18 protein-coding genes and 4 tRNA genes are annotated in these 23,361 nt (G+C 52.4%); 21 read left to right on the top strand and 1 reads right to left on the bottom strand.

Features of this window, described 5'->3' with window-relative positions; all coding sequences use genetic code 11:
- The first annotated feature begins 90 nt into the window (after positions 1–90).
- Positions 91–762 carry a YiaD family glycine zipper/OmpA-like lipoprotein gene (locus BLR00_RS14120; RefSeq protein WP_074633786.1) on the top strand — a complete coding sequence of 224 codons (672 nt, stop codon included), beginning with the start codon at positions 91–93 and terminating at the stop codon, positions 760–762.
- A gap of 84 nt (positions 763–846) precedes the next feature.
- Here the strand turns inward: BLR00_RS14120 and BLR00_RS14115 are convergent, their stop codons facing one another.
- Positions 847–1,293, bottom strand: coding sequence for a YbaN family protein (locus BLR00_RS14115; protein WP_074633785.1), 447 nt, complete (start codon positions 1,291–1,293; stop codon positions 847–849).
- Positions 1,294–1,491: 198 nt separating this feature from the next.
- On the opposite strand from BLR00_RS14115, the gene BLR00_RS14110 reads away from it, so the two are divergent.
- From BLR00_RS14110 to rpsJ, 20 genes are all read left to right on the top strand, one after another.
- Positions 1,492–1,956 carry an FKBP-type peptidyl-prolyl cis-trans isomerase gene (locus tag BLR00_RS14110; protein WP_074633784.1) on the top strand — a complete coding sequence of 155 codons (465 nt, stop codon included), beginning with the start codon at positions 1,492–1,494 and terminating at the stop codon, positions 1,954–1,956.
- Between the two features lie 278 nt (positions 1,957–2,234).
- A tRNA-Tyr gene (locus tag BLR00_RS14105) sits at positions 2,235–2,319 on the top strand.
- A 169-nt stretch (positions 2,320–2,488) separates the two neighbouring features.
- A tRNA-Gly gene (locus BLR00_RS14100) sits at positions 2,489–2,562 on the top strand.
- 240 nt (positions 2,563–2,802) lie between these two features.
- Positions 2,803–2,877: transfer RNA gene (locus BLR00_RS14095), tRNA-Thr, on the top strand.
- A gap of 53 nt (positions 2,878–2,930) precedes the next feature.
- Positions 2,931–4,121, top strand: a complete 1,191-nt coding sequence (gene tuf / locus BLR00_RS14090; protein WP_074633773.1) for an elongation factor Tu — start codon at positions 2,931–2,933, stop codon at positions 4,119–4,121.
- 66 nt (positions 4,122–4,187) lie between these two features.
- Positions 4,188–4,263: transfer RNA gene (locus BLR00_RS14085), tRNA-Trp, on the top strand.
- Positions 4,264–4,441: 178 nt separating this feature from the next.
- Complete coding sequence (gene secE / locus BLR00_RS14080) at positions 4,442–4,786, top strand: preprotein translocase subunit SecE (RefSeq protein ID WP_074633783.1); 345 nt, start codon at positions 4,442–4,444, stop codon at positions 4,784–4,786.
- On the top strand, positions 4,786–5,319 hold the full coding sequence (gene nusG / locus BLR00_RS14075) for a transcription termination/antitermination protein NusG (RefSeq protein WP_074633782.1): 534 nt from the start codon (positions 4,786–4,788) through the stop codon (positions 5,317–5,319). The genes secE and nusG overlap by 1 nt, the downstream gene beginning before the upstream one ends.
- A gap of 101 nt (positions 5,320–5,420) precedes the next feature.
- On the top strand, positions 5,421–5,852 hold the full coding sequence (rplK, locus tag BLR00_RS14070; RefSeq protein WP_074633781.1) for a 50S ribosomal protein L11: 432 nt from the start codon (positions 5,421–5,423) through the stop codon (positions 5,850–5,852).
- 1 nt (position 5,853) lies between these two features.
- Positions 5,854–6,546: a 50S ribosomal protein L1 gene (gene rplA, locus BLR00_RS14065; protein ID WP_074633780.1), complete on the top strand. Its 693-nt coding sequence runs from the start codon at positions 5,854–5,856 to the stop codon at positions 6,544–6,546.
- A 386-nt stretch (positions 6,547–6,932) separates the two neighbouring features.
- On the top strand, positions 6,933–7,457 hold the full coding sequence (gene rplJ / locus BLR00_RS14060; protein WP_074633779.1) for a 50S ribosomal protein L10: 525 nt from the start codon (positions 6,933–6,935) through the stop codon (positions 7,455–7,457).
- A 62-nt stretch (positions 7,458–7,519) separates the two neighbouring features.
- On the top strand, positions 7,520–7,900 hold the full coding sequence (gene rplL / locus BLR00_RS14055) for a 50S ribosomal protein L7/L12 (RefSeq protein WP_074633778.1): 381 nt from the start codon (positions 7,520–7,522) through the stop codon (positions 7,898–7,900).
- A gap of 182 nt (positions 7,901–8,082) precedes the next feature.
- Positions 8,083–12,156 (top strand): DNA-directed RNA polymerase subunit beta, encoded by a 4,074-nt coding sequence (gene rpoB / locus BLR00_RS14050; RefSeq protein WP_074633777.1) that lies wholly within the window; start codon positions 8,083–8,085, stop codon positions 12,154–12,156.
- 112 nt (positions 12,157–12,268) lie between these two features.
- Complete coding sequence (gene rpoC / locus BLR00_RS14045) at positions 12,269–16,498, top strand: DNA-directed RNA polymerase subunit beta' (RefSeq protein WP_074633776.1); 4,230 nt, start codon at positions 12,269–12,271, stop codon at positions 16,496–16,498.
- Between the two features lie 271 nt (positions 16,499–16,769).
- Entirely contained in the window at positions 16,770–18,182 is a 1,413-nt protein-coding gene (locus BLR00_RS14040) for an aspartate aminotransferase family protein (protein ID WP_074633775.1), read from the top strand.
- Between the two features lie 322 nt (positions 18,183–18,504).
- Positions 18,505–18,882: a 30S ribosomal protein S12 gene (gene rpsL, locus BLR00_RS14035; RefSeq protein WP_041514953.1), complete on the top strand. Its 378-nt coding sequence runs from the start codon at positions 18,505–18,507 to the stop codon at positions 18,880–18,882.
- Between the two features lie 61 nt (positions 18,883–18,943).
- Entirely contained in the window at positions 18,944–19,414 is a 471-nt protein-coding gene (rpsG, locus tag BLR00_RS14030; RefSeq protein WP_004175950.1) for a 30S ribosomal protein S7, read from the top strand.
- A 148-nt stretch (positions 19,415–19,562) separates the two neighbouring features.
- Positions 19,563–21,653, top strand: a complete 2,091-nt coding sequence (gene fusA / locus BLR00_RS14025; RefSeq protein WP_074633774.1) for an elongation factor G — start codon at positions 19,563–19,565, stop codon at positions 21,651–21,653.
- Positions 21,654–21,677: 24 nt separating this feature from the next.
- The gene (tuf, locus tag BLR00_RS14020) at positions 21,678–22,868 is read left to right on the top strand and encodes an elongation factor Tu (protein ID WP_074633773.1); all 1,191 of its coding nucleotides are present in this window, start codon (positions 21,678–21,680) and stop codon (positions 22,866–22,868) included.
- 87 nt (positions 22,869–22,955) lie between these two features.
- Positions 22,956–23,264 (top strand): 30S ribosomal protein S10, encoded by a 309-nt coding sequence (rpsJ, locus tag BLR00_RS14015; protein WP_004180980.1) that lies wholly within the window; start codon positions 22,956–22,958, stop codon positions 23,262–23,264.
- The last annotated feature ends 97 nt before the right edge of the window (positions 23,265–23,361 follow it).

Below are 23,361 nucleotides of genomic sequence, written 5' to 3'. Positions count from 1 at the left end.
AAAGTTATTTCAATAAATACCGATAGAATAATTCCTGCCAAAAGCAGATAATCCCTACCATAATCAATTATCAATAAATGAGGAGAGGCCATGCGTAATCAATTGTCAGTTATTTCCGTAGCGGCAGTTTTGACACTGAGTGGTTGTGCCAGCTCGCCTGAAACACAGAGTGCCACCACCCGGGATACCGCTATAGGCGCGGGTATCGGCGCAGGCGCCGGCGCAATAATTGGCGCTCTTGCAGGTGGCGGGAAAGGTGCGGCGATTGGTGCGGCTGCCGGTGCCGGCGCCGGAGCCATTGCGGGAAACGTCTGGTCGAGACGAATGGAGCAGCAAAAACAGGAAATGGAACAAGCCACATCGGGAACGGGGGTGCAAGTCATCAAGACCGCGGACAACCGCCTGAAGCTGGATATCCCCAGCGATATCTCATTTGATACCGGCCGTGCGGCGATCACATCCAATTTCAGGCCGGTATTGGATAGTTTTGCGACTAGCCTGGCAAAAAATCCGGATTCCCTGGTAACAATTGTCGGTCATACCGACAGTTCAGGCAGCGACGCGGTCAATAACCCGTTATCGCTCAACCGTGCGGCCAGCACACGTGATTATCTGATAAGCCAGGGTGTTTCTTCAAATCGCATCAGTATTGATGGCCGTGGTTCCCGCGAGCCGGTGGTTGCTAACGATACACCCGCAAACAGGGCAAAAAATCGTCGTGTTGAAATCTTTGTAGCCGAGCCACAGGCTGCGGCGCAGTAAACGCTAAACGGAATCGAATCATCATGCGGCTTCCTTCGGGGAGAAGGCAGGCACAGCCCCGGCCAGCTCATGCTATGTGCTAATTCATGTTTGGGTATCGGCATCTCTTACCGGAATGCGCCAGATAAACGCCACCAGGACGATACCCAGCGCAGCCAGCATCGCCTGGTGCCAAACAGACGGCATCACCAGGATGGAACTGCCAAATGATAGTGCCAGCAGCAGGTAGACCCAGCGCTTGACGGGGCGTCGAATACTGCGGTGCTGGGTCCATTCGAGGATTATGGGTCCGGCGAAGCGGTTGGCCAGCAGTTTATCGTGGAAACGTGGTGAACTGCGTGCGAAACAGGCGGCCGCAAGCAAGAGAAAAGGAGTTGTGGGTAATACCGGCAGCGCTATTCCCACTACGCCCAGTATGACCGCGGCAAACCCCACTGTCAGATATAGCGCGCGTACCAGGCGCGAATCATGGAGGCGCGCCGGACCTGCTTCTTGCTCCTGCTGTATCTCTTCGTTCGTGCGCTCCTGCATGCGTGCGGCGTTTCATCCAGTTATTGATGATAATTACGGAATCAGCAGACTCATTTAACAGACTCATTAATCAGACTGCGGTGCAACTTGGCATACGGGGTATAATAAAAAACGTTGACGCAACGCATTCCTGCTGCTTCAAGAGACTATCGTTTTGAGAGCACCGTCGATGAGTTTAATTCAATTTCTGAGGGAGCCATGACTAAAGTAAACACCCTGATTAACGTGAGCCTATTACTATTGGGCGTGATTTCTCTGCCCCAAGTTGCATTTTCCGAAACTCCAAAAGGAGCAGCCAAGGTGACTGAACTCGTGAAAAAAGATATAAAAATAGGAACTGGCGAAGAAGCGGTTATCGGTAAAATGGTCGAGGTCCATTATACCGGTTGGCTTTACGATGTGACAGCACCCGAAAACAAGGGTGCAAAATTCGATAGCTCCCGTGATCGTGGCACACCTTTTTCATTTCTGCTGGGCGCGGGGCGCGTAATAAAAGGCTGGGATCGCGGTGTTGCCGGTATGAAAGTGGGTGGGCAGCGCACATTGGTCATCCCCGCTGAAATGGCCTACGGTGCACGGGGAGCCGGGAATGTAATACCGCCGGACGCGGTATTGATATTCGATGTGGAGTTATTGGGTCTGCGCCAGGGCTCCACGCACTGAACATTGCCGGTATATAACCGGCTGTATGGCCGTGTTGATATTCCACTATCAAGGATGCCCTGATTCGTCACAGAGATGGCATAATTCGGTCCACCGGCTGGAGCCGTTTTATGGTGATTGATCAATAATTGGCAAACCGGCGGTCAACGGAAAATGCGGGTCAGCGGGAAATGCCTTCGATACTTCATATTTCCAATATTTCGGCTTGGCGAGTACAAGGTCCTGAAAATGCACGTTGACTTGTTAGTCTAAAACATTCACAATTGGGAGTTTCGTTTGGAGGGGTTCCCGAGCGGTTAAAGGGATCAGACTGTAAATCTGACGGCTCTGCCTTCGAAGGTTCGAATCCTTCCCCCTCCACCAAAATCAGGAGGCCGGTAATTGGCGCAGCATCAGCCTGACGGTCCTGGAAAGCCTGATTTAAAGGCGAGGAGATCGGGATAGCGTCTAACCAGTGACCAGTGCGAACGATAGCTGATTGAATACCAGGTAATTGATTGAGCTGCTTCTATTTTCGAGTTGATTGCTAGTCGCGGGTGTAGCTCAATGGTAGAGCAGAAGCCTTCCAAGCTTACGACGAGGGTTCGATTCCCTTCACCCGCTCCAGATTCTGGCGGTCTGCCGGACTTGAAGAATCGAAGCGCAAGAGTAGCTGCGTAAGGACAGATTTTGAGGATTCTGGAGAGCCAATAGTTGTATCGCTGAAAAGATGGCGAAATGTGGATTAACCAGATGCTTGGTGGCTGGTGTCCGATTTCCTTCGGGCAGGGCAGTTTGGCAGGCTGAAGCAAGAGTTGGAAGTTTATTAGTTATTGGGAGTTGTTGTTACAAGCAGAAACGGTGCTTGCCCATGTAGCTCAGTGGCAGAGCACTCCCTTGGTAAGGGAGAGGTCGCCAGTTCAATCCTGGCCATGGGCTCCATAGGTATTTAAATTTTAAAATCTGGATATAAAAAGCTTTAAAAGGGGCACAACATGGCAAAGAGCAAATTTGAGCGGACGAAACCGCACGTAAATGTAGGGACGATTGGGCACGTGGATCATGGCAAGACCACGCTGACGGCGGCGGTGACGATGGTGCTGGCGAAGAAATTTGGTGGTGAAGCGAAGAGTTACGCACAGATTGACTCGGCGCCGGAAGAGAAAGCACGGGGCATTACCATCAACACCTCCCATGTTGAATACGAGACCAGCGCTCGCCATTACGCCCATGTTGACTGTCCTGGCCATGCTGACTACGTCAAGAACATGATAACGGGCGCGGCGCAGATGGACGGCGCCATACTGGTGGTATCGGCTGCCGATGGGCCGATGCCGCAAACGCGCGAACACATCCTGCTGGCACGCCAGGTAGGCGTACCGTACATCATCGTCTACATGAACAAAGCCGACATGGTGGACGACGCCGAGTTATTGGAACTGGTGGAAATGGAAGTACGCGAACTGCTCTCCAAATACAATTTTCCTGGCGACGACACACCGATCATCATAGGTTCTGCGCTGAAAGCGCTGGAAGGTGATCAGAGCGACATAGGCGAGCCCTCCATATTCAAGCTGGCGGATGCATTGGACAGCTACATTCCGGAACCGGTGCGGGCGATAGACGGCCCCTTTCTGATGCCGGTGGAAGACGTTTTTTCCATTTCCGGACGGGGTACCGTGGTGACGGGCCGGGTTGAACGCGGCATAGTCAAAGTGGGCGAAGAAATCGAGATCGTAGGCTTGAAGCCTACCGTGAAGACGGTCTGTACCGGCGTGGAAATGTTTCGGAAGCTGCTGGACCAGGGACAGGCGGGGGACAACGTTGGCGTACTGCTGCGGGGTACCAAACGGGAAGAAGTCGAGCGTGGACAAGTATTGGCCAAGCCAGGCAGCATCACCCCGCACACCAAGTTTGCGGCCGAGATCTATGTGCTGAGCAAGGAAGAAGGTGGACGCCATACCCCATTTTTCCAGGGATACCGGCCCCAGTTTTATTTTCGCACCACTGATGTGACCGGGGCGATAGAACTGCCGGCGGGAACGGAGATGGTGATGCCTGGGGACAATGTATCGGTGACGGTGAACTTGATTGCGCCGATTGCCATGGAAGAAGGGCTGCGTTTTGCCATTCGCGAAGGCGGAAGAACCGTCGGCGCAGGCGTGGTGGCAAAAGTTATTGAGTAGCACCAGACGTTCTTATGCTTGACACGTGAGTTTCCTGATTTTTATCTTTGTTCCTGAAGGAAATATAGGCCAGTAGCTCAATTGGCAGAGCGTCGGTCTCCAAAACCGAAGGTTGGGGGTTCGATGCCCTCCTGGCCTGCCAAGACAAGGATGTCGTTAAAAACCATCAGTCATCGCGTATTCCGATGGATACAAAATTCATAATGGCACAAGCGGATTGAATCATGATAGTCCCGTGGGCTGGATTTGCAATTCGCATATCCGGTTCTGCGCGCTTCAGCTTCATTTACTGACGAGCATTAAAGGCAGAGTGGAATAGAGTGGATAAGATCAAGTTGGGATTGGCGCTTCTGCTGCTGATTGCGGGTATTGCCGGTTTTTATTATTTGCGGGACAGCGCCATGGTGATTCGTGTCGTTGTCGTGCTATCAGGTCTCGTTTTGGCGGCGGTGACGGTCTGGTTTACCGTTCCAGGCAAGCAATTCTACGCATTCAGCAGAGAGTCCTCGGAAGAAACCAAGAAAGTGGTGTGGCCGAGCCGTAAAGAAACGGTGCAAACCACGGGCATTGTGTTTGCCTTTGTTCTGGTAATGGCCATATTTTTATGGATGGTGGATGCGGGGTTGCTGCTGGCGGTGAAATATCTCATGGGGCAGGAAGGGTGATGGATAAAAAATGGTTTGTGGTTCACGCCTACTCCGGATTTGAGAAGAGTGTACAGCGCGCGCTAAAGGATCGAATCAGTCGCGCGGGAATGGAGGACAAGTTTGGTCAAATACTGGTTCCGGTAGAAGAAGTCGTCGAGATGAAAGGGGGTCAGAAAAATCTTAGTGAACGAAAATTCTTCCCCGGTTACGTGCTGGTCGAGATGGAAATGACTGACGAAACATGGCATCTGGTCAAAAATACCGCCAAAGTTACCGGTTTTATCGGGGGTTCGGCCATGAAGCCGACGCCTATCAGCGAGAAGGAAGTAGAAAATATCCTCCATCAGATTCAGGAGGGAGTGGAAAAGCCGAAGCCCAAGATTCTCTTCGAAGCGGGTGAGGCGGTAAGGGTCAAGGACGGTCCGTTCACGGATTTCCATGGCAATGTGGAAGATGTTAATTACGATAAAAGCAAGATCAGGGTGTCGGTTTCCATTTTTGGCCGCCCTACCCCGGTAGAGTTGGATTTCAGTCAGGTCGAGAAAGCTTGAAAATCCTAATTAGAAGCGAGCCCGTATCAGGTATCGCCGGTGTTGTTTATTAGCTGGGGAGAGCGCGACAGCGTTCGTTCGCACCCGAGAGGAGAATTATCGTGGCAAAGAAAATAGTCGGCTATATCAAGCTTCAAGTGCCGGCGGGCAAGGCCAATCCTAGTCCGCCCATTGGTCCCGCGCTGGGTCAAAGGGGACTCAATATCATGGAGTTCTGCAAGGCATTCAACGCCGCTACCCAGAAAATGGAAATTGGCTTGCCGGTGCCGGTGGTCATTACCGCCTATGCCGACAAGAGCTTCACGTTCACCATGAAGACCACGCCCGCGACAGTGCTGATCAAGAAAGCGATTGGACTCAGTAAGGGCAGCCCCAAGCCCCACACCGATAAAATAGGCAAGTTGACGCGGAAGCAAGCGGAAGAGATCGCCCAGGTAAAAATGCCTGATTTGACCGCGGCCGACATGGATGCCGCGGTTCGTACCATTGCCGGCAGCGCTCGCAGTATGGGCGTGGACGTGGAGGGCATATAACATGGCGCATATATCTAAACGTTTCAAGGCAATCACCGCTAAAGCGGATCGCAGCAAGTCTTATCCGCTGCCGGATGCGCTCAGAATCATCAAGGAAACTGCTACCGCAAAATTTGATGAATCAATTGATGTGGCAGTCAATCTTGGCATCGATGCAAAAAAATCCGATCAGTCGGTGCGAGGTTCGGTGGTGCTGCCGGCGGGTACCGGTAAAACCGTGCGTGTAGCGGTATTTGCCCAGGGAGACAAGGCTAAGGAAGCGCTTGCCGCGGGTGCCGACATCGTCGGATTTGAAGATCTGGCGGAACAAATCAAAGCAGGCAACATCAATTTTGACGTGGCTATCGCCAGCCCCGATGCCATGCGTATCGTAGGGCAATTAGGCCAGATACTGGGTCCGCGTGGTTTGATGCCTAACCCCAAGGTGGGGACGGTGACGCCGGATATTGTGGGCGCGGTGAAAAACGCCCGGGCAGGCCAGGTGCAATATCGCGCTGACAAGGCAGGTATTGTTCAGTGCACCATAGGTCGCGCATCGTTTAGCGTGGATTCCTTGCAAGAGAACATGCGGGCGCTGGTGGATGCACTCAACAAGTCTAAGCCCGCCACATCCAAAGGTGTGTATCTCAGAAAAATATCGGTTTCCAGCACGATGGGGATAGGGGTCCGGGTAGATCAGACCAGCATGCGGTAAGAGAGAAGTATCCATATGAATTTGTAAGGCTTTGGGCCGGCAGAGAGGCTGTTTTTCCGATCTGACGGGTTGTCAAAGACCGCCGGGGTTGACTAAGCGAAGAGCGGACGGTAAACAATGAAGAAACGCCATTTACCGAATCAGGCTGTCGTTTGAGAACTTAATCGCAAAATGGAATGGGAATAGTTTGAGGGGCGGGTGATTGTTTATTTCCGCGCTTCCGACTGCTGCCACTTCAAGCGCCCAGCGTAGATGGCGTACCCAAAAACAGGAATGGTTTATCTCCTGATTTAAGGTCGCCGGTTCGCGATATTGAGACAAGTTGCGAGTTTTATCATGACTCAATACTAAACTCAACATCGCATTTAACTGATGGAGAATGTGCCTTGAGTCTAAATTTAGAAGAGAAAAAAGCGGTTGTCGCTGAAGTCAGTACTCAAGTAGCAAAGGCCCAGGCCATTATCATTGCAGAGTACCGCGGGCTTGGAGTTGGGCATATGACCCAATTGCGTGCGAAGGCACGGCAATCGGGAATATATTTCCGGGTACTCAAGAATTCGCTCGCGCGGCGTGCGGTGACAGATACCCCATTTACCGGACTTTCCGAGTTTATGGTGGGACCGTTAGCGTATGGCATCGCAAGCGATCCGGTAGCAGCGGCAAAGGTGTTGTACGAATTTTCCAGAGGCAATGACAAATTCGTGATCAAAGCCGGCGCCATGGCAAATCTCGTGATGTCCAGTAAAGAGATTGCGGATCTAGCTTCTCTTCCGAGTCGTGAAGTACTACTTTCGAAGCTGCTGGGCACCATGCAGGCCCCCGTTGCCAATTTTGTGCGGACCCTCAATGAGGTACCGACCAGTTTTGTGCGTGGCCTTGCAGCCGTACGTGATCAGAAGCAAGCCGCTTAGCCGGTTTCAAGTCATTTGAAACCGTAACCCAACTAGAAGCTTAAATTTATCAGGAGAAAATCATGGCGATAGCCAAAGCAGAAATTTTAGAGTCAATCGCGAATATGACGGTGCTGGAGCTTTCCCAGTTAATCAAGGAAATGGAAGAAAAGTTTGGTGTTTCCGCTGCAGCAGTAGCTGTTGCGTCGGCTGCACCCGCAGCGGGTGCAGCCGCTGCCGCCGTGGAGGAGCAAACAGAATTTTCCGTGATTCTGACCGCGGTGGGTGAAAGCAAAGTCAATGTGATCAAGGTTGTGCGCGTGATTACCGGTTTAGGCTTGAAAGAGGCGAAAGATTTGGTCGACGGCGCACCGAAGGCGGTCAAGGAAGGTATTCCCAAAGCGGATGCTGAAGCCATTCAAAAGCAACTGGCCGAAGCCGGTGCGACCAGCGAGATTAAATAGAGTCATGCAATAAGGCCAGCTGACGGCGTGTAAGGCGCCGTCAGCATCTGGCATTTTTACTTTTGAATTTAATTGTTTGAATGTCCGTTTTTTGTGTCGCAGAACGCTTTAGTACGGTAGCTTAAAACAGATACTCTGCTCCCATTTTCTGTCCATCCGTCTTTTGACCTCCCGGAGATTCCATGAGCTATTCGTTTACCGAGAAAAAACGTATCCGTAAAAGTTTCGCCAAGCGCGCCAGCGTCTTGCCGATTCCGTTTCTTCTCGCTACTCAGATCGAATCGTATGCGGCTTTCCTGCAAGCCCAGGTTGAGCCTGATCAACGCGCCACTCAGGGATTGCAGGCGGCGTTTATCTCGATTTTCCCGATCGAGAGTCACTCCAGGAACGCCCGCCTTGATTTCGTTAATTATGTGCTGGGTATTCCTCCGTTCGATGTCAAGGAATGTCAGCAGCGTGGTCTGACTTACGCTTCCCCGTTGCGCGCCAAAGTGCGATTGACGATTATGGATAAGGAGGCTTCCAAGCCAACCGTAAGAGAAGTTAAGGAACAGGAAGTTTACATGGGCGAGATTCCGCTCATGACCGGCACGGGTTCATTTGTTATTAATGGCACCGAGCGGGTCATTGTGTCGCAATTGCACCGCTCCCCAGGGGTATTCTTCGAGCATGATCGTGGTAAAACGCACTCATCCGGCAAATTGCTTTTTTCCGCGCGTATTATTCCCTATCGCGGTTCTTGGCTTGATTTCGAGTTCGACCCCAAGGATTATTTGTATTTTCGCGTTGATCGCCGCCGCAAAATGCCGATTACCGCATTGCTGAAAGCGATAGGTTATACGCCGGAGCAAATTCTTGAGAGCTTTTTCTCCTTTGATGCTTTTCATCTGTCCAAAAAAGGCATTCTCTTTGAATTGATACCGGAACGTTTGCGCGGCGACATTGCGCGCTTTGATATTGCCGCCAAAAGCGGCAAAGTTATCGTTCAGAAGGACAAACGTATAACCGTCAAACATGTTCGGGAAATGCAGCAAGCAGGCATTGACAGGCTCGCGGTGCCGGAAGATTTTCTGCTGGGCCGGATCCTGGGTCATAACGTTGTGGATAAGGAAACAGGTGAAGTCGTGGCGCTCGCTAACGACGAGATTACGGAGATTGTGCTTGCCAAACTTCGCGAAGCCAATATAGAAGAGATTCACACCATCTATACCAACGATCTGGATCAGGGCGCGTACATCTCACAAACCATGAGAATAGATGAAACCGTTGATCAGATGGCCGCGCAAGTGGCTATCTACCGCATGATGCGCCCGGGCGAACCCCCTACCGAGGAAGCAGTCAAGGCGTTGTTCAACGGATTGTTCTATGCACCGGAACGTTATGATCTATCTGTAGTGGGGCGGATGAAATTCAATCGCCGTGTGGGCAGGACTGAATTGGATGGTTCCACCACATTGTCGAATGACGATATCATCGCGGTCATCAAGATTCTGGTCGAATTGCGCAATGGCCGCGGTGAGATTGACGATATCGATCATCTCGGTAATCGTCGTGTCCGCTCTGTTGGTGAACTCGCGGAAAACCAATTCCGTTCGGGGTTGGTGCGGGTCGAACGAGCGGTGAAAGAACGCCTCAGCCAGGCTGAATCAGACAATCTAATGCCTCATGATTTGATCAATGCAAAACCGGTGTCGGCCGCGGTGCGCGAGTTCTTTGGTTCCAGTCAGTTGTCGCAGTTTATGGATCAGACCAATCCTCTTTCCGAGATTACTCACAAACGCCGCGTTTCTGCGCTGGGACCCGGTGGATTGACGCGCGAGCGCGCGGGATTTGAGGTGCGCGATGTGCATCCCACCCATTATGGTCGCGTGTGCCCGATTGAAACGCCGGAAGGTCCCAATATTGGTTTGATTAATTCACTGGCGCTTTACGCCCGCACCAATGAATATGGATTCATGGAAACACCCTACCGCAAGGTGAAGAACGGAAGCGTCACCGATGAAATTGACTATCTGTCGGCGATCGAGGAAGGTCAGTATGTGATTGCTCAAGCGAATGCGGAGCTGGATCGCCGCGGCAAATTCACCAACGACATCGTTTCCTGCCGTCACAAGAATGAATTTACCTTGGCGACACCGGATCGTATCGAATATATGGATGTGGCGCCTGCCCAGATCGTATCGGTAGCCGCTTCATTGATTCCATTTCTGGAGCATGATGATGCCAATCGTGCGTTAATGGGCTCCAACATGCAGCGACAGGCAGTGCCTTGCCTGCGCGCGGAAAAATCTCTGGTCGGCACCGGCATCGAACGTGTCGTGGCAGTGGATTCCGGCACCGCGGTGCAAGCAGTGCGCGGTGGCGTGGTGGATTACGTCGATGCGAGCCGTATCGTGGTGCGAGTACATGACACTGAAACACGCGTCGGTGAAGTGGGCGTGGATATCTATAACCTGATTAAATACACCCGCTCCAATCAGAACACCAACATCAACCAGCGTCCGCTGGTGAAAGTAGGCGACATAATCGCACGCGGCGATGTGGTGGCTGACGGCGCCTCCACCGATAAAGGTGAGTTGGCGCTGGGACAAAACATGCTGGTTGCATTCATGCCCTGGAATGGCTACAACTTTGAGGATTCGATTCTCATTTCGGAACACATCGTCGCCGAAGACCGGTTTACATCTATTCATATCGAGGAACTCTCGGTGGTGAGCCGGGATACCAAATTGGGGACGGAAGAAATCACCGGGGATATTTCCAACCTGTCGGAGGTACAACTTGGACGTCTGGATGCCTCAGGCATTGTTCACATCGGCGCAGAAGTGGAGGCTGGCGATGTGCTGGTAGGCAAAGTCACCCCCAAGGGCGAAACGCAGTTGACGCCTGAAGAAAAGCTATTGCGCGCGATTTTTGGCGAGAAGGCTTCCGACGTAAAGGATACATCGCTACGTGTGCCATCAGGTATCTCTGGTACGGTAATTGATGTGCAGGTATTCACTCGAGAAGGAATCGAGCGTGATAAGCGTGCCCAGCAGATTATCGACGATGAGCTGAAACGCTACAAGAAGGATCTGGCTGACCAAATGCGGATCGTGGAAGGCGATGCATTCGAGCGTATCGAGCGTTTGCTCAAGGGTAAGTCAGCAACCGGAGGACCCAAAAAACTTGCCAAGGGTGCGCAGATAACCAAGGAATATCTGGATAGTATTGATCCGCACCACTGGTTCGATATCCGCCTTACCGACGAAGAAACAAGTCTGCAGCTGGAACAGATCGAGGAAGGCCTGGCGCAGAAACGTAAGGCATTTGACAATGCTTTTGAAGAAAAGAAAAAGAAACTTACCCAAGGTGATGAACTGCCCCCTGGTGTACAGAAAATGGTCAAGGTTTATGTGGCGGTGAAGCGGCGTCTGCAACCCGGGGATAAAATGGCGGGACGCCATGGCAATAAAGGCGTGATTTCCAAGATCGTGCCGGTGGAAGATATGCCCTATATGGCCGATGGTACTCCGGTCGATGTGGTGTTGAACCCCTTGGGCGTACCTTCGCGCATGAATGTGGGCCAGATTCTGGAAACCCATCTTGGGTGGGCCGCAAAAGGACTTGGCAGGAAAATCGGTGATATGCTCCAGGCCGACAGCAAGATTGCGGAGCTCCGGAAACTCCTGGACAAGATTTACAACACCAGCGGTAAACAAGAGGATATTGCTTCGCTCACCGATGTGGAGATCCTGGACCTTGCGGAGAATCTCAAGGGCGGAGTACCTTTCGCGACCCCTGTTTTCGATGGGGCTACCGAGCATGAAATCAAGGATATGCTGGAGCTTGCCGGTCTTCCGCGATCCGGGCAGGTGACGTTGTACGATGGCCGAACGGGCGAGGCTTTCGACCGCCCGGTCACGGTGGGCTATATGCATGTACTGAAACTGCATCACCTGGTGGACGATAAAATGCATGCGCGTTCCACCGGCCCCTACAGCCTGGTCACCCAACAGCCACTCGGCGGCAAGGCGCAGTTCGGCGGACAGCGCTTTGGTGAAATGGAGGTATGGGCATTGGAAGCATACGGTGCCTCCTATACCTTGCAAGAGATGCTGACGGTCAAGTCGGACGATGTAAACGGGCGTACCAAGGTGTACGAGAGCATTGTCAAAGGCGACCACAAGATCGATGCCGGTATGCCGGAATCATTCAATGTGCTGGTGAAAGAAATCCGGTCGCTGGCGATGGATATCGATCTGGACCGGCATTAGCAATTTTATTGTAGCGGGACGAATGGAGAATTAAATATTTAATATTCCTTTCGTTTCCGTGTCTCATCACCGGATGATTTTTGTATCGGCCCCTGATCAACAGGAGTGACAAATGAAAGCACTGCTCGATTTATTCAAACAAGTTACTCAGAAAGAAGAGTTCGATTCGATCAAAATCGGCTTGGCTTCCCCAGAGAAAATACGTTCCTGGTCCTATGGTGAGGTGAAGAAACCTGAAACCATCAATTACCGCACATTCAAACCGGAACGGGACGGACTGTTCTGTGCCAAAATTTTTGGCCCGGTAAAGGATTACGAATGTCTGTGCGGGAAATATAAACGCCTGAAACACCGTGGCGTGATCTGCGAGAAATGTGGCGTCGAGGTTACGCTCTCGAAGGTGCGGCGAGAGCGTATGGGGCATATCGAACTAGCCTCCCCGGTGGCGCATATCTGGTTTCTGAAATCGCTGCCATCGCGGCTCGGTATGGTGCTGGATATGACCTTGCGTGATATCGAGCGAGTACTTTATTTTGAAGCGTACGTGGTGACTGATCCCGGCATGACGCCTCTGGCGCGATGCCAGTTGCTGACGGATGATGACTATCGTGCCAAGACGGAAGAGTACGGAGACGATTTTCGCGCCAGCATGGGTGCGGAAGGTATCCGCGACTTACTGGCCAACCTCAACATCCGTGTTGAAATCGATAATCTTCGGCGCGAGATGGGGGAAACCGGTTCCGAAACCAAAATGAAAAAAATCTCCAAGCGTCTAAAGGTGCTGGAGGCGTTCAATAAATCCGGTATCAAGCCGGAGTGGATGGTTCTGGCTGTACTGCCTGTCCTGCCGCCGGAGTTACGTCCATTGGTGCCGCTGGATGGCGGGCGTTTCGCTACCTCTGATCTGAATGATTTATATCGCCGAGTCATCAACCGTAACAATCGGCTAAAGCGTCTGCTTGAGTTAAAGGCGCCGGAAATCATTGTACGTAATGAAAAGCGCATGTTGCAGGAAGCGGTGGACTCATTGCTGGATAACGGCCGTCGTGGCAAAGCCATGACGGGAGCCAACAAGCGGCCGTTAAAATCGCTTGCCGATATGATCAAGGGAAAAGGCGGACGTTTTCGCCAGAATCTGCTTGGCAAGCGGGTGGATTATTCCGGCCGGTCGGTGATCGTGGTAGGTCCGCAGCTCAAACTGCATCAGTGCGGCTTGCCAAAGAAAATGGCGCTGGAATTGTTCAAGCCTTTCATCTTTAACAAACTCGAAATAATGGGCATCGCCAGCACCATCAAGGCGGCCAAGCGCGAGGTGGAGAATGAAAGCCCTGTAGTATGGGACATCCTGGAGGATGTCATTCGCGAGCATCCGGTGATGCTAAATCGCGCTCCGACACTGCATCGGCTGGGGATTCAGGCCTTCGAGCCAGTGCTGATAGAAGGCAAGGCGATCCAATTGCATCCATTGGTCTGCGCAGCGTTCAACGCCGACTTCGACGGTGACCAGATGGCGGTTCACGTGCCGCTGTCGCTGGAGGCGCAGATGGAATGCCGCACTCTCATGATGTCCACCAATAATATCTTGTCGCCGGCAAATGGAGAACCCATTATCGTGCCGTCACAGGATATCGTATTGGGACTGTACTACACGACCCGGGAGAAAATTAATGCTCGCGGCGAGGGCATGTCGTTTGCCAACATCAGTGAAGTATCTCGTGCTTACGAGAGTCGTGTCATTGAACTGAATGCCAGGATAATGGTACGGATCAAGGAATATGAGGTGGACGCCGACGGTGAGCGCCGTGAAAAAACCACACGTTATGAAACCACCGTGGGGCGCGCGCTGCTGTCTGAAATTCTTCCCGCTGGCCTGCCTTTTCCCCTTATCAACAAAGCGCTCAAGAAAAAAGAGATTTCCAAACTCATCAATGCGAGTTTCCGTCGCTGCGGACTCCGTGAGACGGTGATATTTGCTGACAAATTGATGTATTCCGGCTTTACTTATGCGACTCGTGCCGGTATCTCAATCTGCCTGGACGATATGCTGACACCGGTACAAAAGAACGACATCATCAGCGCATCCGAGAAGGAGGTGCAGGAGATCGAGATTCAATATACTTCCGGTTTGGTGACGCAGGGCGAGCGCTACAACAAGGTTGTGGATATATGGGGCCGTGCTGGCGACCAGGTGGCCAAAGCGATGATGGATCAGCTCGGTGTTGAGCCGGTGCATGATTCGCTCACCGGTGAGGTCAAGAAAGACAAAAAAGGCAAACCGCTGACACAGGAATCTTTCAATTCGATTTACATGATGGCCGATTCGGGAGCGCGTGGTTCAGCAGCCCAGATTCGTCAGCTGGCGGGTATGCGCGGCTTGATGGCAAAACCCGATGGTTCAATTATCGAGACGCCCATTACAGCAAACTTCCGCGAGGGGTTAAATGTGCTGCAGTACTTTATCTCCACGCATGGTGCACGCAAAGGCCTGGCCGATACAGCGCTGAAAACCGCCAACTCCGGGTATTTGACCCGCCGTTTGGTGGACGTGACTCAGGATCTTGTGGTAACCCAGGATGATTGCAACACGAATAACGGCGTTGTGATGAAGGCGTTGGTGGAAGGTGGTGAAGTCATCGAAGCGTTGCGGGAGCGTATCCTGGGACGAGTTGTGGCCAACGATGTCGTCAATCCGGAGCATCAGGCGGTGATTTATCCGGCTGGTGTGCTGCTGGACGAGAACGCGGTCGATACCATAGAGTCTCTGGGTATAGATGAAGTGAAGGTACGTACACCGCTTACCTGTGAAACCCGTTATGGTTTGTGTGCCAAATGCTACGGGCGTGATTTGGGGCGTGGCACGCCGGTCAACGTAGGCGAAGCGGTAGGGGTCATTGCGGCCCAGTCAATCGGCGAACCGGGCACCCAGCTGACCATGCGTACGTTCCACATCGGTGGCGCCGCTTCCAGAACCGCGGTGGCAAGCCAGGTGGAGAGCAAGTCCAACGGCATTGTGCGTTATTCACCCACCATGCGTTACGTTACCAACTCTCGCAATGAGCTGATCGCGATTTCCCGTAGCGGCGAAGTGGTGATATATGATGATAACGGCCGCGAACGTGAACGCCACAAAGCGCCTTATGGCGCGACGCTGCTCATCCGCGACGGAGAAGTCGTAAAGGCGGGGCAGGTGTTGGCAGCATGGGACCCGCATACTCGCCCCATCATCACGGAATACGCCGGCAGGGTTCGCTTCGAGAACGTCGAAGAAGGCGTAACTGTGGCTAAGCAGATAGACGAAGTAACCGGCTTGTCCACATTGGTGGTGATCGATCCGAAACGGCGCGGGGTGGCGCAAACCAAGGGTTTGCGTCCATTGGTGAAACTCCTCGACGAGGATGACAAGGAAGTGAGGCTTGCCGGCGGTAATTTATCTGTCAACATTACCTTTCAGGTGGGTTCAATTATTACGGTACGGGATGGGCAGCAGGTTAGCGTAGGCGAAGTGCTGGCCCGTATTCCGCAGGAAAGTTCCAAGACCCGTGACATTACGGGAGGTTTGCCTCGTGTGGCGGAATTGTTTGAAGCCCGCTCGCCCAAGGATGCCGGCGTGCTTGCGGAGGTGACCGGTATCGTGTCGTTTGGCAAGGATACCAAAGGCAAGCAACGTCTTGTCATTACCGATCTGGATGGAGTTTCTCATGAGTATCTGATCCCCAAGGACAAGCACGTTACAGCCCATGACGGTCAGGTGGTGAATAAGGGGGAGAGTATTGTTGACGGGCCCGCCGATCCACATGATATTCTGCGCCTCCTGGGTGTAGAAGCCCTGGCACGCTATATCACCGACGAAGTTCAGGATGTATATCGCTTGCAAGGTGTCAAGATCAACGATAAGCACATTGAGGTGATTGTGCGTCAAATGCTGCGTCGTGTGCAGATTGTTGATTCCGGTGACACGCGCTTTATTCCGGGTGAACAGGTGGAACGGGCGGATCTGTTGGCGGAGAACGAACAGGTAATAGCCGAAGACAAGAAACCGGCTATCTATGAATTCATGCTGTTGGGTATTACCAAAGCATCGCTTTCCACTGATTCGTTTATCTCCGCGGCTTCCTTCCAGGAGACTACGCGTGTACTGACCGAGGCGGCAATCATGGGCAAGAAGGATGATCTGCGCGGTCTCAAGGAAAACGTCATTGTCGGACGGCTCATTCCCGCGGGTACCGGTCTGGCTTTTCACAATACCCGGAAGAAGCAAAGACAGATGCTGACCGCGGGCGAGAGCCTCGGTTTTAGTGAAGAAGGCACGGGGGAAACGCGAAGCAGCGGATATACCGTCTAAAATAGGGGTATTGAATCAGCCGCTGCAACGCGGAATGTTCTTTTATAATGTAAACGAGGTGTTTGGCAGATTATTTGATATTTGCGCTATCTTGTTCACAAGCATGGATGAATATGGGGAAGTCCGATGCTTTATTGGAGGATAAGTAATAATGTTGCGGCGGTTAAAAGATAATTCACAATCCATGAAACGAATCTCCACAGCTCGGAGTCAATCCGGACCGGTATCACAGACCTTTGCGCTGTCGGAACAGACATCGAAGGGCTGAGCCATGCCAATTGATATCAACGCGATACTTAACGAAACACGAGGCAAGAACTTCGAACTTTACGAAGAGCATGTGAATCCGGTATTCGTCAAGGTGTTGCGTACACTCGGATTCAATCGCTCTTGGGTACGCGGTGAAGGTGCTTACCTCTGGGATGAGGCGGGTACACGCTACCTGGATTTCCTTACCAATTGGGGTGTCTTCAATTTTGGCCGCCGTCATCCGGCCATTCGTGGCGCATTGCAGCAAGTGCTGGACTCCGATTTTCCCGGATGGGTCGGCTTCGACGCTCCTCCGCTCGCCGCCGCATTGGCTCGCGAGCTCGTAAAGCGCATGCCGCCTGGACTGGATACTGTTTATTTCAGTAACTCGGGTACCGAAGCTATCGAAGCGGCGATCAAGTTTGCGCGTGGATACACGGGAAGGCCCAGCACAGTTCATCTTGCGAAGGCATTCCACGGCCTCACCATGGGAGCCTTATCGCTGAACGGGGAGCCAAGTTTTCGCAGGGGTTTCGAACCGATGCTCCCAAGCAGTTCGGAAGTGAAGCTGGGTGACCTCGCCGGGCTTGAGACGCGTCTTGCTCTGGGTGATGTCGCTGCTCTCGTACTTGAGCCGATCCAGGGCAAGGGTGTCAATATTGCCAGTAGCGAATATCTTCTTGGCGCGCAGGAATTATGCCGTAAATACGGCACGCTGATGATCTACGACGAGATTCAATCAGGCATGGGCCGTAGCGGACGTTTTCTGGCCAGCCAGTGGGTCGAAGGTCTGCGACCCGATATCGTCTGCCTTTCGAAGGCACTTTCAGGGGGTTATATCCCGGTAGGAGCGACGATCACTCGCCGCGCGGTATACGATAGTGTCTACGATACCATGCATCGCGCTATTGTTCATGCTTCCACTTTCGGTATGGGTAACATGGCAATGGCGGCGGGCCTGGCATCGCTGGCCGTCCTGGATGACGAGAACCTTGTCGAGCGCGCTAATATACTGGGTGACCGTTTTCGCAGCGGTATTGAGGCAATGGTGCCACGCTTCGAGTTCCTGAAGGGGGTGCGCCAGCGTGGCCTGATGATCGCTATCGAGTTTGGTCCGCCGGAATCGATGTCGCTAAAGGCAGCCTGGTCCATGGTCAACAAGATGGACGAAAATCTTTTTGCTCAAGCGATTGTTCTCCCGCTTCTGGATGATCATCACATTCTTACCCAGGTAGCGGGTCACGCCATGCCCATCATCAAAATACTGCCGCCCTTGAATATCAGTGATGCTGATGTGGATTGGTTTCTGGAAGCGCTTGAGGACGTGCTGGTTAAGCTACACAAATTTCCAGGGCCTGCATGGGAAGTGTTGAAGAAGCTGGGCAGCCACGCGCTTACCGCGAAGCGGCGCGAGGGTCGCGCGGCCACCACCTGAAGTTCGATCGGTTTTCTTTGTGAACGGGTTAAGGGACCGCTCCCTGGAAACCCCAAGCACTGCCAGTGCGTACGGAGCGGTTGTGGTGTCCTGGCTTGCTTCCTCGCAGGACCCACAAGGCGGAAAAGATCATTCCGAGCCGAAGGGATTTCTTTTATCCTCCTCGGCAAAGATAGCGGCTTGACATAGCAGCATAAACCCCATAGAATTCGCAGTCTTTTTAGCCGCCCCCCGGACAAAAATACCTGGAACGGCAGAAAACCACGATTCATACGGGCAGCGGGGCCGGTTATATTACCGGCCCGGTTTTTTAGGGAATAAAATGCCGACAATCAGTCAGTTAGTACGTAAGCCCCGAGCGGCGAGACGCGTAAAAAGTAAAGTTCCAGCGCTGGGAAATAGTCCTCAGAAGAGGGGAGTTTGTACCCGGGTTTATACCACTACGCCAAAGAAACCGAACTCGGCTTTGCGAAAAGTGGCACGGGTTCGCCTGACTAATGGTTTTGAGGTCTCCAGTTATATTGGTGGAGAAGGGCATAATCTGCAGGAACACTCGGTGGTACTGATTCGCGGTGGTCGTGTCAAAGATTTACCGGGCGTTCGCTACCACACAGTACGCGGTAGCCTGGATACGGCTGGCGTAAAAGATCGCAAACAGGCCCGCTCCAAATACGGTGCCAAAAAGCCAAAAGCAGCTTAAGAGTAAAGCGGCTTGAAATTTAAGCCACTTAAGCTAATCAATTAGACACCGAGGTAGAAAAATGCCAAGACGCAGAGAAGTACCCAAACGCGAGATTTTGCCTGATCCCAAGTATCACAATACGGAAGTGGCGAAATTCGTCAATGTGCTTATGACGCGTGGTAAAAAGTCCGTGGCGGAGAGAATCATTTACGGCGCTATGGATCAAATTCAGAAAAAAACCGGGAAGGATCCGGTAGAAGTATTTACGCAGGCGCTATCTAACGTCCGCCCGATGGTGGAAGTAAAAAGCCGCCGGGTCGGCGGCGCGAACTACCAGGTTCCGGTAGAGGTTCGCTCGGTTCGGCGTAATGCCTTGGCAATGCGCTGGTTGCGTGATGCCGCTCGTAAGCGAGCTGAGAAATCCATGGGTGCCCGTCTTGCTGGTGAATTGGCGGAGGCAGCTGAGGGCCGCGGTGGTGCGGTCAAGAAACGTGAGGAAATTCATCGCATGGCAGAAGCCAACAAGGCATTTGCACATTACCGATTCTAAGGAATGGTCTGATCAGTGCCGGCCATAGGCGGGTACAGTTCGACTCAGAATTCTTGAGGTCATCGCTCCCGGTTTAAGGGGCTGATTTCCGTTATTCAACGGCGCTTTCTGGCGTCCTGGTGTTCAAAAATATTAAGGTTTATATACTGTGGCAAGAAAAACACCCATTGAACGTTACCGGAATATTGGCGTAATGGCGCATATAGATGCCGGTAAAACCACGACTACTGAACGTATTCTGTTTTATACCGGCGTATCGCACAAGCTTGGCGAGGTACATGACGGCGCGGCTACAATGGACTGGATGGAGCAGGAGCAGGAGCGCGGGATTACCATTACGTCAGCTGCCACCACCTGTTTTTGGAAAGGGATGGAAGGCAATTATCCCGATCATCGCATTAATATCATCGACACCCCGGGCCACGTTGATTTCACTATCGAGGTAGAGCGGTCTCTGCGTGTACTGGACGGCGCTTGCACCGTTTTCTGTGCGGTTGGCGGCGTGCAGCCTCAGACTGAAACCGTATGGCGTCAGGCCAATAAATACAAAGTGCCGCGACTGGCCTTTGTTAACAAGATGGATCGTGCGGGCGCCAATTTCATGCGTGTCTATGAACAGATACAAACGCGCCTGAAAGCTCATCCGGTACCCGTTCAATTGCCGATTGGCGCCGAAGAAAAGTTTGAGGGCGTCGTCGATCTCATTAAAATGAAAGCTATTTACTGGGACGAAGCAAGTCAGGGAATGAGATTCGACGAACGCGATATCCCGGCCGATTTGCTGGAAAACGCCAAGATGTGGCGTGAAAAGATGGTGGAAACGGCCGCTGAGGCGAATGAAGAGTTGATGAACAAATATCTCGAAGAAGGGGATTTGTCCATTGCTGATATCAAAACGGGGTTGCGTCTTCGTACCATCAGTAACGAAATTGTGCCTATGCTTTGTGGTTCGGCATTCAAGAATAAGGGCGTGCAAGCCATGCTGGACGCCGTCCTTGATTACTTGCCTTCGCCGGTAGATATTCGTGCGATTAATGGCGAGAAGGAAAATGGCGAACCCGGCGAGCGTCATGCAAGCGACGAAGAGCCATTCGCCGGTCTGGCGTTCAAGATTGCGACGGATCCCTATGTGGGCCAGCTGATTTTTTTTCGTGTTTATTCCGGGGTGGTGGCGTCCGGCGATACGATCTACAACCCGATTAAAGGACGGAAGGAGCGAATTGGAAGGCTGTTGCAAATGCATGCCAACCAACGAGAAGAGATCAAGGAAGTCCGTGCCGGGGATATTGCCGCGGCAGTAGGTTTGAAGGAAGCCGTTACCGGCGATACGTTATGCGATCCTGGCGACATCATCACGCTTGAGCGGATGATATTTCCCGAGCCTGTCATTCATGTTGCAGTGGAGCCAAAAACAAAACTGGATCAGGAGAAGATGGGTATCGCTTTGAATCGTCTGGCGCAAGAAGATCCGTCTTTTCGCGTTCGCACCGATGAGGAATCCGGTCAGACCATTATTTCCGGCATGGGGGAATTACACCTGGAAATCATTGTAGACCGCATGAAGCGTGAATTCAGTGTGGAAGCCAACGTAGGTGCTCCGCAGGTGGCGTATCGTGAAGCCATCAGAAAGGCGGTGGAGGTTGAAGGGAAATTTATCAAACAATCCGGTGGACGCGGTCAGTATGGTCACGTCTGGCTCAAAATGGAGCCGCATGAGGCGGGTAAAGGCTTTGAGTTTGTTGACGCCATCAAAGGCGGGACAGTGCCGCGCGAGTATATTCCGGCGGTGGAAAAAGGTTTGCGCGATACCCTTCCCAACGGCGTATTGGCGGGCTTTCCAGTAGTGGATGTCAAAGTCACGCTATTTGATGGTTCCTATCACGATGTGGATTCCAATGAGAATGCCTTTAAGATGGCGGCTTCAATTGCATTCAAGGATGGAATGCGTAAAGCCAACCCGGTGTTGCTGGAACCAATGATGGCGGTGGAAGTGGAAACGCCAGCCGATTTTATGGGCAATGTGGTAGGCGATTTATCCTCCCGTCGCGGCATGATCCAAGGAATGGACGATCTTCCTGGTCTCAAGGTGATACGAGCAGAAGTTCCGCTGGCGGAAATGTTTGGCTATTCAACTACCTTGCGTTCCGCGACTCAGGGGCGCGCAACGTATACCATGGAGTTCAAGCATTATTCCGAAGCACCGAAAAATGTAGCTGAAGCCGTTATTAATAAGAAATAACCGTCATTAAGTAAAGGGTACAACATGGCAAAGAGCAAATTTGAGCGGACGAAACCGCACGTAAATGTAGGGACGATTGGGCACGTGGATCATGGCAAGACCACGCTGACGGCGGCGGTGACGATGGTGCTGGCGAAGAAATTTGGTGGTGAAGCGAAGAGTTACGCACAGATTGACTCGGCGCCGGAAGAGAAAGCACGGGGCATTACCATCAACACCTCCCATGTTGAATACGAGACCAGCGCTCGCCATTACGCCCATGTTGACTGTCCTGGCCATGCTGACTACGTCAAGAACATGATAACGGGCGCGGCGCAGATGGACGGCGCCATACTGGTGGTATCGGCTGCCGATGGGCCGATGCCGCAAACGCGCGAACACATCCTGCTGGCACGCCAGGTAGGCGTACCGTACATCATCGTCTACATGAACAAAGCCGACATGGTGGACGACGCCGAGTTATTGGAACTGGTGGAAATGGAAGTACGCGAACTGCTCTCCAAATACAATTTTCCTGGCGACGACACACCGATCATCATAGGTTCTGCGCTGAAAGCGCTGGAAGGTGATCAGAGCGACATAGGCGAGCCCTCCATATTCAAGCTGGCGGATGCATTGGACAGCTACATTCCGGAACCGGTGCGGGCGATAGACGGCCCCTTTCTGATGCCGGTGGAAGACGTTTTTTCCATTTCCGGACGGGGTACCGTGGTGACGGGCCGGGTTGAACGCGGCATAGTCAAAGTGGGCGAAGAAATCGAGATCGTAGGCTTGAAGCCTACCGTGAAGACGGTCTGTACCGGCGTGGAAATGTTTCGGAAGCTGCTGGACCAGGGACAGGCGGGGGACAACGTTGGCGTACTGCTGCGGGGTACCAAACGGGAAGAAGTCGAGCGTGGACAAGTATTGGCCAAGCCAGGCAGCATCACCCCGCACACCAAGTTTGCGGCCGAGATCTATGTGCTGAGCAAGGAAGAAGGTGGACGCCATACCCCATTTTTCCAGGGATACCGGCCCCAGTTTTATTTTCGCACCACTGATGTGACCGGGGCGATAGAACTGCCGGCGGGAACGGAGATGGTGATGCCTGGGGACAATGTATCGGTGACGGTGAACTTGATTGCGCCGATTGCCATGGAAGAAGGGCTGCGTTTTGCCATTCGCGAAGGCGGAAGAACCGTCGGCGCAGGCGTGGTGGCAAAAGTTATTGAGTAATAATAGGATTAAGGATAGGGTTTAAGATTTGATGCCACGTATCAAATCGCCAATTCGAAATCCGAGTCCTCAACCTGAGGTTTGACTATGCAAAGCCAGAAAATACGTATTCGTCTGAAAGCGTTTGATTATCGGTTGATCGATAAGTCAGCGATGGAGATTGTTGAAACCGCCAAGCGTACCGGTGCTGTGGTAAAGGGACCTGTGCCCCTGCCTACACGCATCGAGCGCTTCGATGTACTACGTTCTCCTCATGTTAACAAGACTTCGCGCGACCAGTTCGAAATTCGAACTCATCTGCGTTTAATGGACATTATGGATCCCACCGACAAGACAGTGGATGCCCTGATGAAACTGGATCTACCCGCAGGCGTGGATGTGGAAATAAAGTTGTAAGTTTTGAATATTGTGTCTTTAGTTTATTTGTTGAATCAATAGTTTAATCGCTAAATCCAAAGCGGATTTAAACTGCCGGTCAATTGCAATCGGCACC

The sequence above is a fragment of the Nitrosospira multiformis genome, from assembly GCF_900103165.1.
Taxonomy (GTDB): domain Bacteria; phylum Pseudomonadota; class Gammaproteobacteria; order Burkholderiales; family Nitrosomonadaceae; genus Nitrosospira; species Nitrosospira multiformis_D.
Note: the sequence above shows the minus strand (reverse complement) of the source record. Positions and strands in the feature narration are given on the sequence as shown.

Excerpts from the sequence above, each read along its gene's own strand:
- rplL (WP_074633778.1), top strand. The coding sequence starts at position 7,520 with ATGGCGATAGCCAAAGCAGAAATTTTAGAGTCAATCGCGAATATGACG.
- rpsJ (WP_004180980.1), top strand. The coding sequence starts at position 22,956 with ATGCAAAGCCAGAAAATACGTATTCGTCTGAAAGCGTTTGATTATCGG.
- rplA (WP_074633780.1), top strand. The coding sequence starts at position 5,854 with ATGGCGCATATATCTAAACGTTTCAAGGCAATCACCGCTAAAGCGGAT.
- rpoC (WP_074633776.1), top strand. The coding sequence starts at position 12,269 with ATGAAAGCACTGCTCGATTTATTCAAACAAGTTACTCAGAAAGAAGAG.
- BLR00_RS14110 (WP_074633784.1), top strand. The coding sequence starts at position 1,492 with ATGACTAAAGTAAACACCCTGATTAACGTGAGCCTATTACTATTGGGC.
- nusG (WP_074633782.1), top strand. The coding sequence starts at position 4,786 with ATGGATAAAAAATGGTTTGTGGTTCACGCCTACTCCGGATTTGAGAAG.
- rpsG (WP_004175950.1), top strand. The coding sequence starts at position 18,944 with ATGCCAAGACGCAGAGAAGTACCCAAACGCGAGATTTTGCCTGATCCC.
- BLR00_RS14040 (WP_074633775.1), top strand. The coding sequence starts at position 16,770 with ATGCCAATTGATATCAACGCGATACTTAACGAAACACGAGGCAAGAAC.
- BLR00_RS14120 (WP_074633786.1), top strand. The coding sequence starts at position 91 with ATGCGTAATCAATTGTCAGTTATTTCCGTAGCGGCAGTTTTGACACTG.
- rpoB (WP_074633777.1), top strand. The coding sequence starts at position 8,083 with ATGAGCTATTCGTTTACCGAGAAAAAACGTATCCGTAAAAGTTTCGCC.
- BLR00_RS14115 (WP_074633785.1), bottom strand. The coding sequence starts at position 1,293 with ATGCAGGAGCGCACGAACGAAGAGATACAGCAGGAGCAAGAAGCAGGT.
- rpsL (WP_041514953.1), top strand. The coding sequence starts at position 18,505 with ATGCCGACAATCAGTCAGTTAGTACGTAAGCCCCGAGCGGCGAGACGC.
- tuf (WP_074633773.1), top strand. The coding sequence starts at position 21,678 with ATGGCAAAGAGCAAATTTGAGCGGACGAAACCGCACGTAAATGTAGGG.
- tuf (WP_074633773.1), top strand. The coding sequence starts at position 2,931 with ATGGCAAAGAGCAAATTTGAGCGGACGAAACCGCACGTAAATGTAGGG.